Here is a 19,867-nt window from a genome sequence, read left to right on the forward strand (position 1 = left end):
GGCAAACTCGTCGAGCTGATGGGCGGGTCCGTTCGACGATCCAGGTCGAAGTAACGCTGGGCTATGAACAGGCGGCCGCCCGTACTCGCAAACTATCCAATGCGATCCGGCGGGCCGTACGCCGAACGGAAGAGGCCGACCATGCCGGGAGTCGGATGCTCGGTGTCGGCGGCGCCGGAACGAGGGTAAACGGGCCGGTTGACCAGGTCATCGAGATACACCGCCCGCCGTTCACTCGGAGATACTCCAACACACAAGAAATCGAGTACCGACCGAGCCAACTGCCGGTCTTCGCCGGTCCGGTTGTTCGCGAACAGATACGCCAGGGAGAAATCGGCGATTGCAGCGTGATCGCGCTTATTGGCGCTGTAGCCAAACGACGCCCGGAAGCCATTCAGCGGGCGATTCGGGATCGCGGCGATGGAACCTGCGACATCACGCTCCACAATGTCGATCCCGCCGGCTACCAGCTTTCTGCGCGGCCTACCGGGGAAACCACGACGTTCCGAGTCAGCAACGACCTGCCGCATGCTCGAGACAGTCCGCCTGGTCCGCCGATCGGAGCTCGATCTGATTCTTGTTCCTGGCCTTCACTGTTGGAGAAGGCCTTTGCGGGCGAGGACCGCGTCTGGGATTCAGCGACGCGGTCGGCGTGGAAACTCAACTGGCGGGGTCTTAAGCCAGGGGTTGACACGGGGCGCCGGCTTCAGGGACTGAGGCTGTCGTCCCCGCGCACGCCGCCGGAAGGTTATAACCGTCTCGGTGTGGGGACGTATTCCGACGATCAGGCGAACGTGCTCGCGAGACTCACCGGTGAGGAGGCTGTCGTAAAGCAACTGCCACCGAGCCACCGAGAGTTGCTCGCACAGCTCAAGAGCCAGCTCGACAACAACAAGCCGATTGTGGTGTCCAGTCGAGACACTATCGAGGGTGCGACATACCCAGATGGTATATATGCCAATCACGCATATGAAGTCGACCGAGTCATCGGCGACGAGATTGAACTGCGGAACCCTTGGGGGTACGACCATCCCGAACCCATGAGTGCCAGAGAGCTTTTGAAGTTCTACAAACCCCAATACGTCACGCTGAAGTAGGTGCCGAGTAGATGAGATTCGAAAGCAGTTCTATTACAGTCCATCTCGCCATCCCCTCGGACTGGGGCTTCGGGAACATCATCGGCGGAAAGCATCTCGCCGACGCGGACGGAGCGCGCGCGGCACGGCTGTTCCTGAAGGATCGCGACGGCGAGCGCCACCTCACCGTGCACGAGGGCGACCGGTTCGAGTTCGCCGGACAGTCGTGGTGCGTCACGACGGTGTACGAGTCGGCCGCCGGTGCCGGCAGGGGTCCGGTGGCAACGCTCACCGAGATCCCGCCGGTGGCGAGTCCGTGAGGTCTCGCCGGACCTCTCCGGACATCGGACCGTTTACACGAACACCGACTGCGCGAACTCGTGGTGTTCCACCGCATTCACGAATGCCATGAACTCCCGGTGGTCGAAGTACAGCCGGGTGTCTCCGGCGGATGCGGTGCACTCCGCGTCCGCGCTGAATTCGTAGAGCCCGTCGAATCTTCGGTTGATCACCAGGAAGCGGCTCACCGGTTCCCCGGCTCGGATCGCTTCCTGGATCACTTCGAATTGCTCGTGGTCGAAGCTCAGGCACTGTCCCGGCGGGACGTGCGGGGTGTCGACGGTGGCGGCGAGTTTGTCGTCCCAGATCAGGGTGCGCTGGTCGTCGCGGTAGACCATGACGCAGGCTTGTTGCGGGGAGCTGGAGCTGGCCTTGCGGAATTGTCCGACGGTCGGTGTCGACAGCATGGTGGATCCTTTCGAACGTGCGCCGGCGACATCGGCGGCCGCACAGCGCACCTATTTATTCGCGCTAGGGGAGGGTTCCGATAGCAGCGAAGTTGCATGGACGGGCGTAATCGGTGATGTCCACCGGTTCTTCGGGATGCCAGTCCGTGGCGTAGGTGATGCCCGGATCCGCCAATTTCCAACCGGTGAAGAAGGTTTCGAATTGGTGCCGGGAGCGCAGGGTGACGGGGGTGCTGGCGTCGCCGAAGACCGCCGCGCCCGCTGCTACCTGCTGCTTTATCTCGGTGCCCGCGTCCTCGAGGGAGACGTGGGTCATGGCGAGTTGACTGCCGGGTACCACGGCTTCCCGGAACTGCGCCAGCAGTGATGCCGGGTCGGCCGCGTCGGGAATCCAGGGCAGCACCGAGATCAGCAGCAGCCCAACCGGTTCGGAGAAGTCGATCAGGCGCTTGGTGTCGGGATGTTCGAGGATGCGCGAAGGTTCGCGCAGATCGGCGTCGACCATCGCCGTGGTCTCCAGCACGTCCTGCTGACGCAGCAGGTCGCGGGCGCGGTTGATGGCTTCCTCGTCATTGTCGACGTACACCACGCGGGTGCCGGAGGCCAGGCTCCGTGCCACCTCGTGGGTGTTGCCGCCGGTCGGCAAACCGGAACCGATATCGAGGAATTGGCGGATTCCGGAGTCGACCATATGCCGCACCGCGCGGCCCAGGAAGCTCCGATTGTGTTGCGCCCACAGGGGATAGAACGGAATCTCCTCGTACAGCCGGTGAATGAACGGCAGATCGGATTCGAAGATCACCTCGCCGGTGATCATGTGATGGTAGATGCGTGCCGGACTCGGCTTGTGCGTGTCGATGGGGCGGGGCTCGAAGTCACTGCTGGACATCGTGTTTCCTATGCAATTGGGGGTGTCATCGGACGGTGGGGCGGCTGCGCAGTCCGCGCACGAGGTGTTCCATGAACTGTCGGGAGTCGGCGGGGGACAGGGCGGTCATGGCCAATCGATTGAAGATGCGGTCGCGGATTCCGACCGCGGGTTTGTCGTCGATATAACGGATTTCGCCCTGCGCCTCCACGACCACCATCTCCAGATCGCCCGCCGCACCGGGGGAGGGCACGCGGACCAGGATGTAGCGGTCCTCCATCCCCGCGCCGGGGGCCTGGTGTGTGAAGGGCATGATCTGGATCTGGATATTGGGCCGCTGGGTGAGTTCGATGAGGTGCCCGAGCTGATCGAGCATCACGCTGTCCCCGCCGTAGGTGCGGCGCAGACAGGATTCGGACAGGATGGCGTGGAACTCGGGGGCGCCTTTTTTGAACAGGATCTGCTGCCGGGCGGACCGCGCTCGCACGTAATCCTCGACCGTCACCGCATCCGGATCGTCCGGATCCGGTTGCAGCGGTTCATGTAACGCGCGGATGTAGCTGGGATGCTGGAGCAGGCCGGGCACGATCTCGGCGCCGGTCTCGCGCAACCGGTCGGCCACATTCTCCAGATCGACCAGCAGCCGCAGTTCCTCGATATAGGCCCGCCGGTATCCGGAGTTCCAGAACCCGCGGCGATGACTGTCTTCGCGCAGGTCCAACAGGATTCGCAGATATCCCTCATCGGTGACGCCGAGTCTGCGAGCGAGCTCGCCGAGGTCTTCGGCTGTCAGATTGCCGTTGCCCGCGATGGCCGCCGCAATCCGGGATTGGCTGACTCCGATGAGTTTGCCCGCCTCGGCCTGGGTTGTCCGCGCGCGCCGCAGCATCGCGTCGATTTCCCGTCCCAATAGTACTTTTCGCGCGGTTCTTGGCATGGCTCCCCACCGTATCGGGCTGTGTCGCCTTGGGCCGCTTCAAGTTTCGCAATCCTGATTATCAGGATAGATTATCGGACACGATAATTCCGCGAACAAGCCCGAACGGGAAACCGAACCGTGACCGGCCTGCCGCGGGTAGTGATCCGGTGAAGGACGGGGCCACTCATGGACGCCACGGACCCCAGGGACCCGCACGCGGGAGCAACGACCACCTGGGGACGACGCCTACGTACCTTTCGACGCGCCCAATTGGGGCTCAGCCGTGGGGATTTCGCCGAACTGGTCAACGAGCACGCGCGCCGGTTGGGTATCAACGCCGCCTGTTCCGAACGCCATATCGCGCGCTGGGAGCTCGGCGAGGTTCGCAGACCGAACAAAACATATCGAGACCTGCTGGCCGCCGTCGGTGCACCCGAACCCGACTTCGCCCCCACCGCAACGGATTCGAATGTCAGGTCCGAGCCCGTGATGTCATGTTCGGAGGATTCCGGCAGCGGCCGCACGGAGAATTCGACCTTTCTGGAAGCCCTCGCGACCGCCGTCGTCGGCTCACCGGACATTCTGCTGCCGTGGCTGCCATCCCTGGGCGGGCCCGAGGCGGTGTTCGGCGGTACCGAACCGGACCTGGACTTCGTGCGCGTCACCACCGCGAGACTGCGCGAAATCGACCAGCGCCATGGCGGTTCCGCCATTGTGTCCGCGGCCGCGAGCCTGCTCAAATGGTCGACAACTCTGCTATCACGCTGCCGCGGCCAGGCCCGCGAGCACGCCATGCTGATCGCATCGGCCGATCTTGCCCGTCTGGCGGGCTGGGCCAGCCACGATATCGGCGACCAGCATCGCGCTCGCCAATTCGCGACCATGGCAATGGTTTTCGCGCGGCGTGCGGGCGCGGACAGCCTGGTCGCGTCAATCCTGTACGTACTGGGCCGAATCAGCCTGATCGAACGCGATCCGCGCACCGCGCTGCGCATGTTCCAGCTCGGCCAGCTCCCCGCTCAGGACGCCGCCAACGGCGGGGAATCAGCCCGCCTGTACGCCAATGAGGCATGGGCACACGCGATGATGAACGACGCCGGGCGCATGCGCCTGGCGCTGGCCCGCGCCGAGGAGGAGATCGCCCGCGTGGGCGATCTCATCGACCCGTGGACCCGGGTCTTCTTCAGCCCGGGTGAGTTCACAGGCATGCAGTCGGTGATCTACAACGAGTACGCGCTGACGGCCGACGGCAACGAGGCCGAGCAGTACACGCTCAAAGCCGTTGACAGCGCGCGTGCCTCGCTCGCCGCATACGCACCGGGTCGGCCCGCGCGCAGCCTGCTGTTCGACAACATCACCCTCGCCACCGGTGCTTTCCGGCTGCGCCAGATCGATGAGGCGGTGGAATTCGCGGGCGCCTCACTGAGTTTGACCGGTCAGGTCGACAGCGGCCGCGTCGCCGACCGGTTGGGCTGGATGCTGCGCGCGGCCACGCTGTCCTCACCTCGCTCGGACGTCCGTGATATCTGTCAGGAGATCCGGCAAACCATCGAAATGCCCTCGCACCAGCCACATTCACCGGTGGAGCACCGTCTCGCTACCGCGTAGGAGGACATCCTTCAGTAGGTCCGGGATGACATAGTCCCGCGTACATGACATTTCGAAATGTCATGGTTGTGAGGTCGATGTCCTGCGCGCGACAGGTCCGAGTTAGCAACTGACCTACCGAATGTCATTGCCGCAGAATCAATTTCCCGCTTGACTCGATATATGTGGTTCGGATACGCCCGCCTCGAGTTGCTGGCGGATGCCCCTGGTGCGGTGGCGCACGCGATCCGCGAGTATGCCGCCGACGCCGGGTTCAGTGACGGCACAGTGATTTTCGAGCCCATCGCCGCGGAAGTACTACTACGCGAGATGCTCAGCGAGATCGATCGCGGCAACCCCGCGGCACCCCTGCTGCGTCAGCTCGAACACGTCGCGCAATCGTGGAACGTCGATCTCGCACGACTATTCAATCCCTGGCCCCGCGCCGACACGCTATGGCACATCCTCGATGCTCTCGACGATTCGGTGCAGACGCACCTGATCGTGCCCAGCCGGGATCACCTGATGTCGCTTGGCCCGTCCGGCCGGGCGCTGCTGGCGCAGTTCGCCCGCGCGGGCACCGCTATCCACTATCTCGACGCTCCCCACCCGACCGAGCCGCTCGCGCGGACCGATGCCCAGGTGCACGTTCTCGTCGAATCCCGGATCGGCGCCATCCCCGCCGTGGCCCAACTCGACGCGGCCACCGAGCTTTTCCGCCTCGGCCGGATCGCGGCCATCCAATCGGTCGACATGATCTACGCGGCCCTGATCAACGATGCCATCCGCCCGGCCACGCCCGAAGCCGAATCCGCGGTGATCCGCCTGCTCGGCACGCCCAGCGGCCGACTGGTCATCGAACTCGAAGAACCTCATCCACGCGACGACGAGGTCGCCACCCGCCTGACCACCCTGTGCGAGTCCACCCATCGATTCATCGACGGCGGCCGCACCTTCACCCGCTGCACCCTGCCCCTGGAAACCTCCGCCCCGGACGTCATGACATGAGACCGAGAACCAGACCGATTATGCGCGCAGCTCCTTCCCAAGACACCAGATCCGATAGCGAACGTGCCCGCCCCACCGAGGGTTTGCTCGAATCACGCCACCTCCTGCTCGCCGTGGCCGGAACCCTGCAAGGGGGTTCGCCCCTCATTGGGTGGTCCCGCGAACTGGCCGACCTGCATGCCACCCTGCTGACCGCATCGGTGTCACCCACCCGTCGCCCCACCGGTTTCGACGCCACCGTCACCCGAGGCCGGATCAATATCCTCATCGGCCTCATAGACGACTGGTCCGCGTTCCACCTCCCACGCCCCAGTACCGGCCGCCGCCACACCCATTCGCTCGGCGAAGTCATCAGCCACGTCGCCGCCACCTACGCCCAAATGCAATGGACCCTGCGCCACAGCTCCAGCGCCCAGCAACAACACGACGCGGCGCTGCGCTTCGCCCAGATCCAAGAGGGCTATGCCGACCTGGTCGAGGAGATCCGCACCCTGCGCGTCGCACTTCCACTGGGCTGGAGCGGAATTCGACCGACCTGAACTCTCTGGCTAACGGCATGAGCATGTTACTGAGCAATCTCTATCGAAACGCCAGGCGGAATTGAGTCCAAGGTCGTCGAAACGCGTTCCTGGTCATTGACGCTCATCGGAATGAAGATTAAGTTAATCTCCATTCCGCCCGGAGCGGGTGCCGCTGCTCCACGGCTGTACCGATTTGCCCGTACGACCAAGGGAACCATCATGACCGCTTACCCGGAACCGCAGTACGAGGATGTTCCGAAGGGCCGTTTAGCGGTTGTTCCGGAGGTCCCCGTCGCCGCGGGCGGTAAGCCGTTGACCAATGCGCAGACGCGGATTCCGATTCCGTCGATTCATCGCTCAGAGACCAAGCGGCCGCCGCAATTGCAGGACGCGCTGGACTTCTGGCAGTTCTCCGGCGCGGCGGCCAATGTCGCCATGCAGTTGGCGCATCCGGGAGTCGGGCGCGGGGTGCTGGAGAGCAAGGTCGAATCCGGGTCGCTGATGGCGCATCCGTGGAAGCGGTTGCGTACCACCGCTTCCTACCTGGCGGTCGCGATTCTGGGCTCGCCCGAGGAGAAGGCGATATTCCGCGAGGCGGTCAATGTCGCGCATCGGCAGGTCAAGTCCGAGCCCGGTGCGAAGGTCAAGTACAACGCCTTCGATCGGAATCTGCAGCGCTGGGTCGCGGCGAGCATCTATGTCGGATTCGAGGATTCGTATCAACTGCTGCACGGCAAGATGAGTCCGGAGCAGGCCGGGGCGTTCTATTCGACATCCTCGACGCTGGGCACGACATTGCAGGTCACCGAGGATATGTGGCCCAAGACCCGCGCCGATTTCGACGTGTTCTGGAATGAGGCGTGCCAGAGCATCGCGGTCGATCCCGAAGTGCGCGCGTACATCGACGATCTGCTGCACCTGCGGATGATCCACTGGTATCTGCGGCTGATCTTCGGGGGTCTGCTGCGATTCCTCACCGCCGGCTATCTCGCGCCGCACTTTCGCGAGGCGATGGGGGTGGAGTGGACCGCGACCGATCAGCGGCGCTTCGAGCACTTGTTCGTCTTCGTCGGGTTCGTGAATCGGTTCGTGCCCAAGTTCCTGCGATTCGCGGGCACCAAGTCGATGATGCGAGATGTGCAGCGCCGCATGCGTAAACAGGCCGCGCTGATCTAGACGCACCCGCGCGCCTGGCGCACTCGATCGAGTGCGCCAGGGCGGGTGATCATGCCGAGCGCGGATAGATCTCGGCCGGTTCGGTCAGCTGCGCGGCCGCGAGTTCGCGTTCGATCGCCGTTGCCGCGTAATGCATTCCGTTGACATGCAGTTGCTCGATTCGATGCTGGACCGAATCGATTCCATAGGAGCGAACGACATCGGCGATGTCGAGCCTGTGATATGCGCCGGAGCCGAGTCCGGCGGTGGTGTAACTCGTTTCCATGTGAGCCCCCAAAAGGGAATCCCGGCAGATCCCGCACGCATCATACCTCGCTGCACGTGCATCGGCACGTGCACAGGCTTTCGAACTCGTGATGGAATAGGTTGTGGCACACTCGTGTTCGCGACACCGACGCCGACAGGAGTGGCAGTGATCGAGGACTCGAGGCAAACCTGCGCCGATGACGACCCGGGGGAGGACCCCGCACTGCTGCGCAGGGTGCTCGGAGTTCGCCTGCGAAAGCTCCGGGAAACGGCCGGGATCAGCGGCGAGACCGCCGGGCGGGCGATCCGCGCCTCGCATTCCAAGATCAGCCGACTCGAAGCCGGACGGGTGATCTTCCGTGCCAAGGACATCGACGATCTGCTGACCGCCTACGGTGTGCGTGATGCCGCCACACGTTCGGAATTCCGGCGACTGGCAGAGCGCGCCAATGCCACCGGCCGCTGGCAGGCCGGTGCGGATCTGGCCACCGCGCGACCGGACACCTATCTCGCGCTCGAGGATTCCGCGGCGCTGATCCGCTGCTACGCACCGAGTCTGCTGCCGGATCTGGTGTGGACGCCGTCCTACGCACACACCATTTTCGCCATCGCCGATCAACAGCCCGCCGCCGCCATCCAGAACCGCATCGAGCTGCTGACTCGCCGCCAGCGCCTGCTCACCCGCGCGGACGCGCCCAAGGCGTGGTTCGTCATCGAGGAGGCCGCGCTGCGCCGCCCCCTCGGCGGAGCTGCCATCTGGCAGGGCCAGGTGGACCATCTGGCCGAACTGGTTGCCCGCCCGAACATCACCGTGCAGGTGCTGCCCGATCACATCGGCGGCCCCGCGATCAGCGGCACCGCGTTCACCATGCTGCGGTTCGCCGCACCCGAACTGAGCGATCTCGCGCACTTCCCGCATCCGTCCGGCCCGCAGTTCCTGGACCGGCCCGGCGATGTGGACCGATTCAACGCGACCTGGGCCCGACTGTGCGTCTGCGCGCTGCCGCCCGATCGCACCGCCCACCTGCTCGACACTTTCCGCACCACCCGCCCGCGACACTGATCGGAATACAGCTCCCATGCCCGACGACGCTTTCGACACCCAGCTACCCACCGAGATCGACACCACCATCGCCCACGAGGCCCGCGTCTACGACTATTGGCTGGGCGGCAAGGAGAACTACCCGGCGGACCGCGCGCTCGGTGACGCCATCGCCGAGCACGTCCCGACCATCAAGACCATGGCGCGCGCCAATCGCGCCTTCCTGTCCCGCGCGGTCCGGCATCTGGTCTCCGACGCCGGGATCACCCAGTTCCTCGATATCGGCACCGGAATCCCCACGGCCGGAAACACCCACGAGGTCGCCCAGCAGCTCGATTCGAACGCGCGGGTGGTCTACGTCGACAAGGATCCGATCGTGCTGGCGCACGCTCGCGCGCTGATGGACAGCACCCCGCAGGGGCGCACCCGTTTCATCCACGCCGATCTGCATGATCCGCGCTCGATCCTGGAGCATCCGGATCTGACCGGCACGCTGGATCTGTCCGAGCCGGTTGCGATCATGCTCGTTGCCATCATGATGTACTTCGGGGACAAGGACCGTCCGCAGGATATCGTCGCCGAGCTACTGGCCGCGGTGCCGTCCGGCAGCTATCTCGTAATCACCCACCCCACAGCGGATTTCGCGCCCGAGGCGATGGCCGGCGTGGTGGGTGCGGCGGTGGCCTCGGGTATCGAGTTCCATCCGCGCAGCAAGTCCGACACCAGCGATCTGTTCGCGGGCACCACGCTCGTGGATCCGGGCCTGGTCCCGGTCGCGTCGTGGCGGCCCGATCTCACCGACCGGCCGGTGGCCGTCGGCGAGGCCGAAAGTGCTTGGTACTGGGCGGGTATCGGCCGCAAGCCCTAGCGAGACGATGACACCGACCAGGTTCTCCGGAATGTTCATCGAAGATCTGTTGCGGGAGTGGAATATTCGACCCGGTGGCGAAGTGGTGTTGAAGCATCCCTTCGCCTCGGGTGCGATCGCCGACCCGGCGCTCGTGGCCAAGCTCGGCGACATACTTTCGGCCCCGCTGTCCGCACTGGACCAAACGTTGGCGCTCGACACCGAACGTCTCAAAGCTCGTTGCTGGACAGCCGGATTCGAGGGCGAAGAGATTCACGGCATGACCGTCGGGCAGCGCACGCGTGCGGGTGTCGAGCTCCAGGTATTGCTCAGCTCGTATCCGGGTACGACGGCGTGGGGCGATCGGGTGCGGATGCTCAGTGGTGATCTATTGCCCGCGCAGTCGTGGGATCTGCCCGCGGACACCGACCGGACTGTCCTACCGCTGGATTCGAGTGAGCGGGTCGATCCTCACCTGCCATTCGACGCGACGGCGGATATCGTCTTGCACAGCCCGGTCTCGCTGCGCCCGGTCGCGGGGATCGATGATGTGCGGACCATCGTCTCGCACGCGGCGGCCGTCTACGGCGAGCGCGACACCGGCCTGCGAATGATGGCGAAGCCGAATCTGTTGAGCCTGTGGACATGTGAGATCTCTGGCATCCCGGTCGAGGCCGCCAGCCTGATTCGCGTCGATCCCGAACTTCGCGTTGAGACAATGACTCTCGCGTTTCGCCCGTGGCCAGTGGTGCGCCTATTCCGCGATCGGGCTATCGCGCGGACCCGCGATCTCATCGATCCGTCCTACTACGATCCGAACTGAAATCGACTGTCAGGCACGCGAATCCAGTGCCTGACTTAATCGATCCAGGGCATCGGCGAAGTCGTCGACGTTATCCGGGCCGACGGCCTCTTCGAGCAATTCGTTGATCACCGCGAGTGCCTGGTGTAAACCGGTCATCGCCTCACGTCCCGCCGTCGTGGGCCACAGCTCCCACGCGCGTGAATCCGCGGCGCTGGGGCGGCGTTCCACCAATCCGGCGGTCTCGAGCCGGGCCGCCATCGTGGTGATCGCCGATTCGCGCTGACCCAACTCATCGGCGAGCAGCCGCTGCGCGCAGCCGGGATTGCGCACCACGATCGCCAGTGCCGCCGCCTGCGATGTGGTGATCCCCCCGGCCACCCGGAACTGTTCATCGGCGGCCACCTTCAACCGCTGCGCGACCCTTTGCAGGTTGAAATACACGCGCCGATTGCCCGAGTGAAACTGTCTGGGGGAGTCCATGATTGACGACACTACACTAGTGAAGTATGTTTGTCCGGTATGACACGAATCATCGACGCCTGGTCACAGCAACCGAACGAGTTATTCCTGAGCCAGCCCTGGCTCGCCACCCTGCTGCGCTGGACCCGTCAGGACGGCGGTGCCCTCGCCGCCGCATCCATGACCGACGCGACGCTGGCGGCAATGGACGCCGCCGGCGTCGAACGCGCACTACTGTGCGCGTGGTCGAGCCCGCAGGGCATGCTGATCGACAATGACGAAGTCGCCGCCGCCGTGCGCGCGCATCCGGACCGCTTCGCCGGTGTGGCCGCGGTGGACCTGCGCTACCCGGTCGATGCGGTCCGCGAATTGCGCCGCGCGGTAGGCGATCTCGGCCTGGTCGCACTCCGAGTGGTGCCCTGGCTGTGGAACCTGCCCCCGGACGACCGCCGCTACTACCCGCTCTACGTCACCTGCGTAGAACTCGGCATCCCCTTCTGCACCCAGATCGGCCACACCGGCCCACTGTGCCCCTCCGAACCCGGCCGCCCCATCCCGTACCTCGACAATGTCCTGCTCGAATTCCCCGACCTCGTGGTCGTAGGCGGCCACGTCGGCTACCCATGGATCGACGAGGTCATCTCCCTGGCCACCAAATACCCCAACTTCCACGTCGACACCTCGGCCTACGCCGTGCACCGCCTCCCCGCCACCTTGATCGACTACATGCGCGGCCCCGGCCGCACCCGCGTCCTGTTCGGCACCAACTGGCCGATGCTGTCCGCGGACCGCTGCCTGCAACACATCGACAAACTCGGCCTCGACCCCGAGGCGAAAGACCTGTTCCTCGGCGGCAACGCCGCACGAATCTTCAACCTCTGACACGGGATCGGCCGCGTACACACTGACGGGGCGCGGGACCGCAGTTGTCAGATACGTCGAGTGCGGTGTTCTAACCGTTGGTGGTCGGGTCATGGTGGTGCGCGCGGACGGAAGGTTGGGGCCGACGGCGACCTGCGTCGCTATCGATGGCTCGAACAGGGTGGGACCGGAGGGCGCTGTCCAGCTCGGGCTCGTGGTTCCCGGGCTGCGGAAGTCGGATTTCGAGGCTGGCGACGTCATCGTGAGTGTTGTTGAGGGTGTGGCGGATTCGCCGCGCTGATCATGGTGAGGACGTCTGCGGTGGGGCGGACGTCGCCGAAGGATCTGTAGATCGTGTGGAGGGTGGCGTTGTGTTCGGCGTCGCGGCGGGCGGCGTTTGCGTCGGCGATCATGATTACTCGGAAGCCGAGGGTGGAGGCGTCGCGGGCGGAGGATTCGCAGCAGACGTTGGTGACGGTGCCGGTGATGAGGACCGTGTCGATGTGGCGCTGGTCGAGTAGGTGGGGCAGGGGGCTGCGGCCTGGGAAGAAGGCGCTGAAAGCGGACTTTTCGGCGAAAAGGTCCCGAGGTTCGGTGTGTAGGTCCGGCCAGATGCGGGTGTGGGCAGGGCCGGAACCGCCTGTCTTGCTGTAGGTCTCGGCCATTCGGGGGCCGAAGAAGTCGATCATTGCGGGGGTTTGGGCGGTGGTGCCGGGTATTACCCAGGCCACGGTTCCGCCCGCCGCGCGCAGTGATGCGGCCAAGCTGTTGATATTGGGCACTATCCCTCGGCAGTAGGGATTGTCGGCGACGTGGAACGGGACCATGTCGATGACGACCAGGGCGGTGGTGCGAGGTTCGATGTCGGGGTAGGCGAAGCGGCGGCCGCGGTGGGATTCCTGGCGCTCGTACTCGCGTGATGCGATGTGCCAGTTGTGTATCCGTGCCTCGGGGGTGGTGTTGTCCACAGTCGCTGAGTATCCCACCGCGTGGTGGCGATACGGCCTCTGTCACAGGGTGTTCGGAGCGCGGGTGATCTTGCCGAAATGGCCTGCCGGTGTCATGATGGCTGAAATTGGATCTAAGTTACCTGGCAGTAACTTGAGTGTTGTTGCTGTTCAGGGGCTTTCTCGAGACCGGGGGGTCGGTGTGAGTACCGCGACCATCACGTTGGGGATCATCGGAGCGCTCATCACGCTGCACTGCTGGGGCGTGCTTGGCGTCGGGTTGGCGCGGATGGTTCGGGTACTGCGTGCCGGGCAGGCGGATCGGTCGCGGTGGCGGCCGGTGGTGCCGCGGTTGAAGACCGTTTTCATTGAGGTGGCGGCACATACGCGGATGAACAAGTTCCGCACCGTTGGGTGGGCGCATTGGCTGGTGATGGTCGGGTTCCTGCTCGGGATGGTGTTCTATTTCGAGTCGTACGGGCAGACTTTCGATCCCGAGTTCGACTGGCCGATCGTGGGCCATACGTTCGGGTATCACCTGCTCGAGGAAATTTTGAGTATCGGCACCTTGCTCGGCATCGGGGCGTTGATCACTATCCGGCAGTTGAATCATCCGCGTCGCGCCGATCGATTGTCGCGGTTCGGCGGGTCGAACTTCCGGGCCGCGTACATCATCGAAACCATCGTGGTCACACACGGTTTCGGAGATGTGCTTGTCAAGGCGGGGCGGATTGCCACCTATGGCGGTGGGCATATCGCGACTGATCCGCTGACGATGCAGGTCGCGAAACTTCTGCCCGCCAGCCCGGTGCTCATCTCGAGTTTCGCCTTCGTCAAAATGCTTGCGGGAGCGGCGTTTCTGTACCTTGTCGGACGCTATCTGACCTGGGGCGTTGCCTGGCATCGACTGTCGGCGTTCGTGAATATCTACTTCAAGCGTGAACCCGACGGCGGCGTCGCACTGGGTGCGGCCAAGCCGATGATGTCCGGCGGCAAGGTGCTCGATATGGAGACCGCCGATCCGGACGTGGACGCGTTCGGTGCGGGCAAGGTCGAGGACTTCAGCTGGAAAGCGTTGCTGGACTTCACCACCTGCACCGAATGTGGTCGGTGCCAGAGCCAGTGCCCGGCCTGGAACACCGGAAAACCGTTGTCACCCAAGTTGCTCATCACCTCACTGCGCGATCACACCTATGCGAAAGCGCCGTACCTGCTCGGCGGTGATCCGGCCAAGCTCTCGGAATCCGAACGCGCGGAAGCCGAACGACCACTCGTGGGGGAGTATCAGGGCGGCGACTCCGGTGGTGTGATCGATCCCGAGGTGCTGTGGTCCTGCACGACCTGTGGTGCGTGTGTGGAGCAGTGCCCGGTCGATATCGAGCATGTCGATCACATCATCGATATGCGCCGTTACCAGGTGCTGATCGAGTCGGAGTTCCCGTCCGAGCTCGCGGGTCTGTTCAAGAACCTGGAGAACAAGGGCAATCCGTGGGGTCAGAACGCCAAGGATCGCCTGAACTGGATCAGCGAAATCGATTTCGAGGTCCCGGTTTTCGGTAAGGACGCCGATAGCTTCGACGGGTACGAGTACCTGTTCTGGGTCGGTTGTGCCGGTGCGTACGAGGATCGTGCGAAGAAGACCACCAAGGCCGTGGCCGAGTTGCTGGCCACCGCGGGTGTGAAGTTCATGGTGCTGGGTCAGGAGGAGACCTGTACCGGTGACTCGGCGCGGCGTGCGGGTAACGAGTTCCTGTTCCAGCAGTTGGCCATGCAGAACATCGCGGTGCTGGATTCGGTGTTCGAGGGTGTCGAGGCGTCCAAGAAGAAGATCGTGGTCACCTGTGCGCACTGCTTCAACGCGTTGAACAATGAGTACCCGCAGGTCGGCGGCACCTACGAGGTGGTGCACCACACGCAGCTGCTGAACCGCCTGGTGCGCTCGAAGAACCTGATCCCGGTGTCCCCGGTCGCGCAGAACCTCACCTACCACGACCCCTGCTACCTGGGCCGGCACAACAAGATCTACAACGCTCCCCGCGAATTACTCGCCGCCTCGGGTTCGGCCCTGATCGAAATGCCCCGCCACGGTGAACGTTCCATGTGCTGCGGCGCCGGCGGCGCGCGCATGTGGATGGAAGAACAACTCGGCAAACGCATCAATATCGACCGCGCCGACGAAGCCCTCGCCACCCTCTCCGCCACGCCGACCCCGGGCAAGATTGCGACCGGCTGCCCGTTCTGCCGCGTCATGCTCTCGGACGGCGTGACCGCCCGCCAGGACGGGCTCGACACCACGCAGAAAGTCGAGGTGGTCGATGTCGCCCAGCTCATGCTCGACGCCATCACCCGTATCGATCCCGCCACCCTGTCGCAGAACCTGCGGGTGGACCGGGCCTCGGAGATTCCGCGCACCGATCCCACCATGGTCACCGCCGACTCGCCCGCCCAAATCCAGAGTCCCACGGTGGATCTCAACGCCGTTGACAGACCTGCCGCAGGTCCCCTCGCGCCCCCGGCGAAGGGTCTGGCAATGAAGGGCCTCGCCAAGAAACCCGGAGCGAAGGCCCCTGGCGCCGCGACAATCCCTACCGCCAAGTCGGCCCCGGTCGCGGGTCTGGCGATGAAAGGCTCGATCAAGGCACCAGGAAAGCGAGGCTAGCGTCGCCGAGATCGCCGCAATAGCAGGACCGAGCCTCCCGCGACAGCCGAACCGGCGACGATGAGGAACCCATCGGTCGAATGGCGAAGAGACCGTTGCTGTTCGAAATCGCGCGTCACGGCATGCCCCTTCTCGGTTCGGGTGCATACCTCGGTCGATCCCATGGTGTGCCCCGAACATTGAACCGGTACCAGCGCCAGATGAATGATCCCGGCCAGCAGGAGAGCCAAGCCCACACAGATGCCGATCGTGTGGGCGATCGTCAGTGATCGTCGGGTCGGACTGGACACGTTCATTCCCCATGCTGGTCGCTTCGGTCGGCGTATTGGTACCGGAGTTTTGCGAGGCCGTCAACATTTCGATCTGTCTCCGAAATCGCCCAGCGCACTGTCATCGCCAGTCCCGTGGGTCCACGGGACTGGCGATGAGGATGATCGAGGTGCTCAGAGCGCGTTGAGGTCGACCGCTGCGGCCATCGCCTGGTATCCCGCGCCGTTGGGATGTTTGTGGTCACCGGAATCGAAAGCGGGATTGAGCTTTTCGCTGTCGAACGGGTCGGCGACCGCGGCGTTGAAGTCGGCCACGGCGTCGTACTCACCGCTGGTGCGCATCCACTCGTTGAACTCGCGAATCTTCGCCGCAGAAGTCGCCGTGTAGTACTCCGCTCCCTTCATCGGCAGCAGGGTCGCGCCGATGATCCGCACACCGGCGTCATGTGCGGCGGCGATCAGCCTGCGGTGCCCATCGATCAACTGCTGCACGGACACTTGCGGATTAGGCTTGTAGGTGGGCAGATCCACCTCGGAGAAGCCGAGGTCGTTGAGTCCGCCCAGCACGATCACGCTCTTCACATCCGGCTTGGACAGCACATCGCGCTCGAGCCGCGCGACACCGCTCTCCCCGAACCAGGCTGAATCGTGCAGGATCAGATTGCCGCCGATCCCCTCGTTGAGCACGGTGCGAGGAATGCCCGCCGCGGCGAGGCGCTGCGCGAGGTGATCCGGGTATCGGGTGTTGGTGTCGTTGACCGACCCGAATCCGTCAGTGATCGAATCACCGAAAGTTACGACAGTGGAGCGAGTTTCGGCGTCGGGTGCACCGCTGACCTGGACATCGGTGAGGTAGTACCAGGAGTGGGTGACCGCGGTGAAGGGGTCCGCCGCCGCATCGGCGACATGATCACCGTCGGCGCGATAGCTGCTGGCATACGCCTGTGAATGGAAAGTGGCCGGTCCGGTCGGGCCCGACAGATACAGGGTCACCGTGACCGAATCGAACGGTGCGAGCGGCAGATCGGCGGCATCGCTGGTCAAAGTGCCACCGGCTGAGATGTTAATGGTCCTATTGCCGTGGAAGGTCAAGTCCCGCAGTGAATTCGGATCGACAGCGGCTCCCTGCGCGGTACGGGCGACGGTCGCGCGTCCGATACGCAGCGCGTGATCGCCGTATTGGTTGGACAGGGTGATCCGAGCGGCCGATCCACCGTCGGTGATCCGCACGACCTGCCGCACGGTCTGATTGTCGAAACCCTGCTCGGCCCAGTTCGGTTCGAACCCGATGCTCGGCAACTGCGGAGCCGCCGACCAAGCGGCATCCCACGCGAGGGCGGGTGCACCATCGGCGCGAATGGCTGTCAGCCCGATTCCGCCCGCGACAACCACGGCAGCAGCTCCGGCCGCCAAACGTGTCCACCAGGTGTTCTTCATCGATCTGTCCTTCCGGGATTCCTTAACGGTCCTGAAGTTCCGTTAAGTGGAGACGGAAGGGGTAACCGACACTAACGGGACTTCATTCCCGTTTGGGTGATCAGTTCCGAACCCGTGGATTGCCCGGGCCGGGAGCCTTCGCGCCGGGGGAGCAGTAGCGGGCTGGCAAGGATCAGCAGCCCCGCAACCGCAATCGCCGTCCTGGCACTGGTGAGAGCCGCGATCGCTCCACCGAGTGTGCTCAGCAGGGCAATGGCTGCGCCCGTTCCGATGGACCAAGCCGAAAGCGTTCGTGCGACAAGCTCTTCAGGGGTGTGTTCGAGTCGATACGTGGCCAGCACCGGGTTGTACAGACTCATGCTGATAATGATCGCGAGCTCAACGCCGATCACGGTCACCAGACCGACGGGACCGGGCTGAATGAAGACCAGGCCGATCAGCCACACCGCGCGCAGGGTGCCGACCACCCGCAGGATCCGGTCTCGCCCATATCGCGCCACCATGCGACTCGCCAGCCGCGAGCCGATCAGCCCACCCAGACAGGGCGCGGCGAAAGCGAGCCCGTACTGCCAGGGCGCGAATCCGAGCTCGCGCAATAGCAGCACAGCCAACAGCGGTTCGGTAGCCATGATCAATCCGCTGACGATCAGCTGATTGAGGTACAGCGCACGCAGGCCGGGGTGCGTGAACAGGTGCCGCCAACCGTCGAACAGTTGCCCACCCCGCATCCCGGGTGCGCCGACATGTGGCGGCTCTTCGTCCCGATCGCGAATCGCGCTGAGCGCCAACGCGGAAAACAGATAACTCAGCGCATCAGCCACCACCGTGACCACCGGCCCGAACACCCCGATCGCCGCGCCACCCAGTGGCGGGCCGACGGCAATGGAACTCCAGTTCGTCGATTCGAACCGCGCGTTGGCAACGAGCAGATTCTCCTGCCGGACAATGGATTTGAGATAGGCCCCGCTCGCCGCGTTGAACGCGATCTTGGCGGCGGCCACTACGGCCGAAACAACAAGCAGCTGAACGAATCCGAGCCACCCCACCGCGTACGCGATCGGAATCGACACCATGGCCGCGAACCGGATCACATCCATCGCGACCATCACCGGCCGCTTACGCCGAAACTCCACCCAAGGCCCGAGCGGCAGCGCGATCAGCGCCCCAACCGCGGGCCCCATCGCCGCCAGCATCGACACCTCGATCGGACTGGCATCCAATACCAACACCGCGATGAGCGGCAACGCCCCGAACCCCAACCCCGAGCCATACGCGCTGACCGCATAGGACGTCCACAGCCATCGAAACCGGCGGCCTAAAGATCGTCTGGCAGCCAAGATATCCACCTCTCACCGAACAACTCCCTGTTGATCGCTGAGATCAAAGCAAGACCGAAGAGCGCCGATCAAACAACAACTCGATCGGCGAGCCACAACCGTCGGTTGTTCGACTAGGTTGGCGGCGTGGATCTCAACGCCGTGCGCACCTTCGTCACCGCCGCGGAGACGGGCCAATTCTCCGAAGCCGCCGACGCCCTGTCGATCACCCAGCAGGGTGTCTCCAAACGCATTGCGGCACTAGAGAAATACCTGGGCGTGCGACTGTTCGCCCGTACTCCCCGAGGCGCGCAACTGACCATCGACGGCCAAGCCTTCCTCCCGCACGCCCGCGAACTGTTGCGGGTAGCGGACCGCGCCGACGCCTCTGTACGTCCCGGCCGCCGAGCCCTGCGTGTCGATATCGTCGCCCGCCGCATCATCACCTCGACCCTCCTGCATGACTTCCACCGCGCACACCCCGCCGTAGATCTGGACATCATCACCCTCGACGCCGACTTGGACGCCGCGCTCACCGCCGTCGACACCGGCACGATCGACGCGACCTTCCACGCCGTCCCCACGCACCACCGCCTGCCCGAATCGATCCGCACCACTCGAATAATCGACGAACCCCACCAACTCCTCGTCGGCCCCCGCCACCCACTGGCCAACGCCCGGACCCTCACCCCGCACCAATTACCCGGCAATCGAATCTGGATGCCCGGACTCCCCACCCACGGCGAAGTAGCCGACTACTTCACCGAACTCACCACCACCTTCGGTTTCACCATCGACCGGCTCGGCCCGGTCTTCGCGAAAGAGGCTCTCCTGGAGGAGATCTCCGAATCGACCAACCTTGCCACTTTGATCGGCGACGGCACCCGGTTCCTCTGGCCCGACAGCTACGACCTGCGCCGCATTCCCATCCGCAAACCCGCCCTGATCTACCCTCTGTCGATCATCTGGCGCACGGACAACCCCCACCCGGCCCTGCTGACTCTGCGCGACTATCTGCACTCCCGGCGAGAGTCCGCACCCGTCCCCGAGGGTTGGACTCCTCGGTGGGCGTAATCCT

21 protein-coding genes are annotated in these 19,867 nt (G+C 64.3%); 12 read left to right on the forward strand and 9 right to left on the reverse strand.

All coding sequences use genetic code 11. The annotated features are described in order from the left end of the window. Positions 1–92: 92 nt before the first annotated feature. On the reverse strand, positions 93–530 hold the full coding sequence (locus tag AB0L82_RS42495) for a hypothetical protein (protein ID WP_364650919.1): 438 nt from the start codon (positions 528–530) through the stop codon (positions 93–95). Between the two features lie 66 nt (positions 531–596). Here AB0L82_RS42495 and AB0L82_RS42500 point away from each other — a divergent pair, with 66 nt between their 5' ends. Both AB0L82_RS42500 and AB0L82_RS42505 read left to right on the forward strand, forming a co-directional pair. Then, the gene (locus AB0L82_RS42500; protein WP_364650922.1) at positions 597–1,097 is read left to right on the forward strand and encodes a hypothetical protein; all 501 of its coding nucleotides are present in this window, start codon (positions 597–599) and stop codon (positions 1,095–1,097) included. Between the two features lie 11 nt (positions 1,098–1,108). Beyond that, positions 1,109–1,396 carry a hypothetical protein gene (locus AB0L82_RS42505; RefSeq protein ID WP_364650925.1) on the forward strand — a complete coding sequence of 96 codons (288 nt, stop codon included), beginning with the start codon at positions 1,109–1,111 and terminating at the stop codon, positions 1,394–1,396. Positions 1,397–1,429: 33 nt separating this feature from the next. On the opposite strand, the gene AB0L82_RS42510 is transcribed toward AB0L82_RS42505, so the two are convergent. The 3 genes from AB0L82_RS42510 to AB0L82_RS42520 all read right to left on the reverse strand — a co-directional run bounded on the left by AB0L82_RS42510 (position 1,430) and on the right by AB0L82_RS42520 (position 3,627). Beyond that, positions 1,430–1,822 (reverse strand): hypothetical protein, encoded by a 393-nt coding sequence (locus AB0L82_RS42510; RefSeq protein ID WP_364650928.1) that lies wholly within the window; start codon positions 1,820–1,822, stop codon positions 1,430–1,432. A 64-nt stretch (positions 1,823–1,886) separates the two neighbouring features. After that, entirely contained in the window at positions 1,887–2,711 is an 825-nt protein-coding gene (locus AB0L82_RS42515) for an SAM-dependent methyltransferase (RefSeq protein WP_364650931.1), read from the reverse strand. Between the two features lie 25 nt (positions 2,712–2,736). Then, positions 2,737–3,627, reverse strand: coding sequence for a Scr1 family TA system antitoxin-like transcriptional regulator (locus tag AB0L82_RS42520; protein WP_364650934.1), 891 nt, complete (start codon positions 3,625–3,627; stop codon positions 2,737–2,739). Between the two features lie 168 nt (positions 3,628–3,795). Here AB0L82_RS42520 and AB0L82_RS42525 point away from each other — a divergent pair, with 168 nt between their 5' ends. From AB0L82_RS42525 to AB0L82_RS42540, 4 genes are all read left to right on the forward strand, one after another. Beyond that, entirely contained in the window at positions 3,796–5,217 is a 1,422-nt protein-coding gene (locus tag AB0L82_RS42525) for a hypothetical protein (RefSeq protein ID WP_364650937.1), read from the forward strand. Between the two features lie 150 nt (positions 5,218–5,367). Further along, positions 5,368–6,204, forward strand: a complete 837-nt coding sequence (locus AB0L82_RS42530) for a hypothetical protein (RefSeq protein ID WP_364650941.1) — start codon at positions 5,368–5,370, stop codon at positions 6,202–6,204. 20 nt (positions 6,205–6,224) lie between these two features. Then, the gene (locus tag AB0L82_RS42535) at positions 6,225–6,743 is read left to right on the forward strand and encodes a hypothetical protein (protein WP_364650944.1); all 519 of its coding nucleotides are present in this window, start codon (positions 6,225–6,227) and stop codon (positions 6,741–6,743) included. Positions 6,744–6,944: 201 nt separating this feature from the next. After that, positions 6,945–7,901, forward strand: coding sequence for an oxygenase MpaB family protein (locus AB0L82_RS42540; RefSeq protein ID WP_364650947.1), 957 nt, complete (start codon positions 6,945–6,947; stop codon positions 7,899–7,901). Positions 7,902–7,950: 49 nt separating this feature from the next. On the opposite strand, the gene AB0L82_RS42545 is transcribed toward AB0L82_RS42540, so the two are convergent. Continuing rightward, positions 7,951–8,166 (reverse strand): hypothetical protein, encoded by a 216-nt coding sequence (locus tag AB0L82_RS42545; RefSeq protein WP_364650950.1) that lies wholly within the window; start codon positions 8,164–8,166, stop codon positions 7,951–7,953. A gap of 147 nt (positions 8,167–8,313) precedes the next feature. On the opposite strand from AB0L82_RS42545, the gene AB0L82_RS42550 reads away from it, so the two are divergent. From AB0L82_RS42550 to AB0L82_RS42560, 3 genes are read left to right on the forward strand one after another with little or no spacing between them, the layout of a single operon-like run. Then, the gene (locus AB0L82_RS42550) at positions 8,314–9,210 is read left to right on the forward strand and encodes a helix-turn-helix transcriptional regulator (RefSeq protein WP_364650953.1); all 897 of its coding nucleotides are present in this window, start codon (positions 8,314–8,316) and stop codon (positions 9,208–9,210) included. 16 nt (positions 9,211–9,226) lie between these two features. Continuing rightward, positions 9,227–10,057: an SAM-dependent methyltransferase gene (locus AB0L82_RS42555; protein ID WP_364650956.1), complete on the forward strand. Its 831-nt coding sequence runs from the start codon at positions 9,227–9,229 to the stop codon at positions 10,055–10,057. A 31-nt stretch (positions 10,058–10,088) separates the two neighbouring features. Next, the gene (locus tag AB0L82_RS42560) at positions 10,089–10,859 is read left to right on the forward strand and encodes a hypothetical protein (RefSeq protein ID WP_364650959.1); all 771 of its coding nucleotides are present in this window, start codon (positions 10,089–10,091) and stop codon (positions 10,857–10,859) included. A 9-nt stretch (positions 10,860–10,868) separates the two neighbouring features. On the opposite strand, the gene AB0L82_RS42565 is transcribed toward AB0L82_RS42560, so the two are convergent. After that, positions 10,869–11,321, reverse strand: coding sequence for a MarR family winged helix-turn-helix transcriptional regulator (locus AB0L82_RS42565; RefSeq protein ID WP_364650962.1), 453 nt, complete (start codon positions 11,319–11,321; stop codon positions 10,869–10,871). 39 nt (positions 11,322–11,360) lie between these two features. Between AB0L82_RS42565 and AB0L82_RS42570 the strand changes: the two genes are divergently transcribed. Further along, entirely contained in the window at positions 11,361–12,182 is an 822-nt protein-coding gene (locus AB0L82_RS42570) for an amidohydrolase family protein (RefSeq protein ID WP_364650965.1), read from the forward strand. Between the two features lie 236 nt (positions 12,183–12,418). Here AB0L82_RS42570 and AB0L82_RS42575 read toward each other — a convergent pair whose 3' ends face one another. Further along, positions 12,419–13,129, reverse strand: coding sequence for an isochorismatase family cysteine hydrolase (locus tag AB0L82_RS42575; protein ID WP_364650968.1), 711 nt, complete (start codon positions 13,127–13,129; stop codon positions 12,419–12,421). Positions 13,130–13,310: 181 nt separating this feature from the next. On the opposite strand from AB0L82_RS42575, the gene AB0L82_RS42580 reads away from it, so the two are divergent. Further along, positions 13,311–15,767 (forward strand): (Fe-S)-binding protein, encoded by a 2,457-nt coding sequence (locus AB0L82_RS42580; protein ID WP_364650971.1) that lies wholly within the window; start codon positions 13,311–13,313, stop codon positions 15,765–15,767. Positions 15,768–16,210: 443 nt separating this feature from the next. Here AB0L82_RS42580 and AB0L82_RS42585 read toward each other — a convergent pair whose 3' ends face one another. Beyond that, positions 16,211–17,473 (reverse strand): SGNH/GDSL hydrolase family protein, encoded by a 1,263-nt coding sequence (locus AB0L82_RS42585; protein WP_364650974.1) that lies wholly within the window; start codon positions 17,471–17,473, stop codon positions 16,211–16,213. Positions 17,474–17,544: 71 nt separating this feature from the next. Beyond that, entirely contained in the window at positions 17,545–18,819 is a 1,275-nt protein-coding gene (locus tag AB0L82_RS42590) for an MFS transporter (RefSeq protein WP_364650977.1), read from the reverse strand. A gap of 117 nt (positions 18,820–18,936) precedes the next feature. On the opposite strand from AB0L82_RS42590, the gene AB0L82_RS42595 reads away from it, so the two are divergent. Next, the gene (locus AB0L82_RS42595; RefSeq protein ID WP_364650981.1) at positions 18,937–19,863 is read left to right on the forward strand and encodes a LysR family transcriptional regulator; all 927 of its coding nucleotides are present in this window, start codon (positions 18,937–18,939) and stop codon (positions 19,861–19,863) included. The last annotated feature ends 4 nt before the right edge of the window (positions 19,864–19,867 follow it).

The sequence above is a fragment of the Nocardia sp. NPDC052001 genome (assembly GCF_040680615.1).
Lineage (GTDB): Bacteria > Actinomycetota > Actinomycetes > Mycobacteriales > Mycobacteriaceae > Nocardia.

Coding starts and splice junctions, on each gene's coding strand:
- AB0L82_RS42495 (WP_364650919.1), bottom strand. CDS start 530: ATGCGGCAGGTCGTTGCTGACTCGGAACGTCGTGGTTTCCCCGGTAGG.
- AB0L82_RS42505 (WP_364650925.1), top strand. CDS start 1,109: ATGAGATTCGAAAGCAGTTCTATTACAGTCCATCTCGCCATCCCCTCG.
- AB0L82_RS42510 (WP_364650928.1), bottom strand. CDS start 1,822: ATGCTGTCGACACCGACCGTCGGACAATTCCGCAAGGCCAGCTCCAGC.
- AB0L82_RS42515 (WP_364650931.1), bottom strand. CDS start 2,711: ATGTCCAGCAGTGACTTCGAGCCCCGCCCCATCGACACGCACAAGCCG.
- AB0L82_RS42520 (WP_364650934.1), bottom strand. CDS start 3,627: ATGCCAAGAACCGCGCGAAAAGTACTATTGGGACGGGAAATCGACGCG.
- AB0L82_RS42525 (WP_364650937.1), top strand. CDS start 3,796: ATGGACGCCACGGACCCCAGGGACCCGCACGCGGGAGCAACGACCACC.
- AB0L82_RS42535 (WP_364650944.1), top strand. CDS start 6,225: ATGCGCGCAGCTCCTTCCCAAGACACCAGATCCGATAGCGAACGTGCC.
- AB0L82_RS42540 (WP_364650947.1), top strand. CDS start 6,945: ATGACCGCTTACCCGGAACCGCAGTACGAGGATGTTCCGAAGGGCCGT.
- AB0L82_RS42545 (WP_364650950.1), bottom strand. CDS start 8,166: ATGGAAACGAGTTACACCACCGCCGGACTCGGCTCCGGCGCATATCAC.
- AB0L82_RS42555 (WP_364650956.1), top strand. CDS start 9,227: ATGCCCGACGACGCTTTCGACACCCAGCTACCCACCGAGATCGACACC.
- AB0L82_RS42560 (WP_364650959.1), top strand. CDS start 10,089: ATGTTCATCGAAGATCTGTTGCGGGAGTGGAATATTCGACCCGGTGGC.
- AB0L82_RS42565 (WP_364650962.1), bottom strand. CDS start 11,321: ATGGACTCCCCCAGACAGTTTCACTCGGGCAATCGGCGCGTGTATTTC.
- AB0L82_RS42570 (WP_364650965.1), top strand. CDS start 11,361: ATGACACGAATCATCGACGCCTGGTCACAGCAACCGAACGAGTTATTC.
- AB0L82_RS42585 (WP_364650974.1), bottom strand. CDS start 17,473: ATGAAGAACACCTGGTGGACACGTTTGGCGGCCGGAGCTGCTGCCGTG.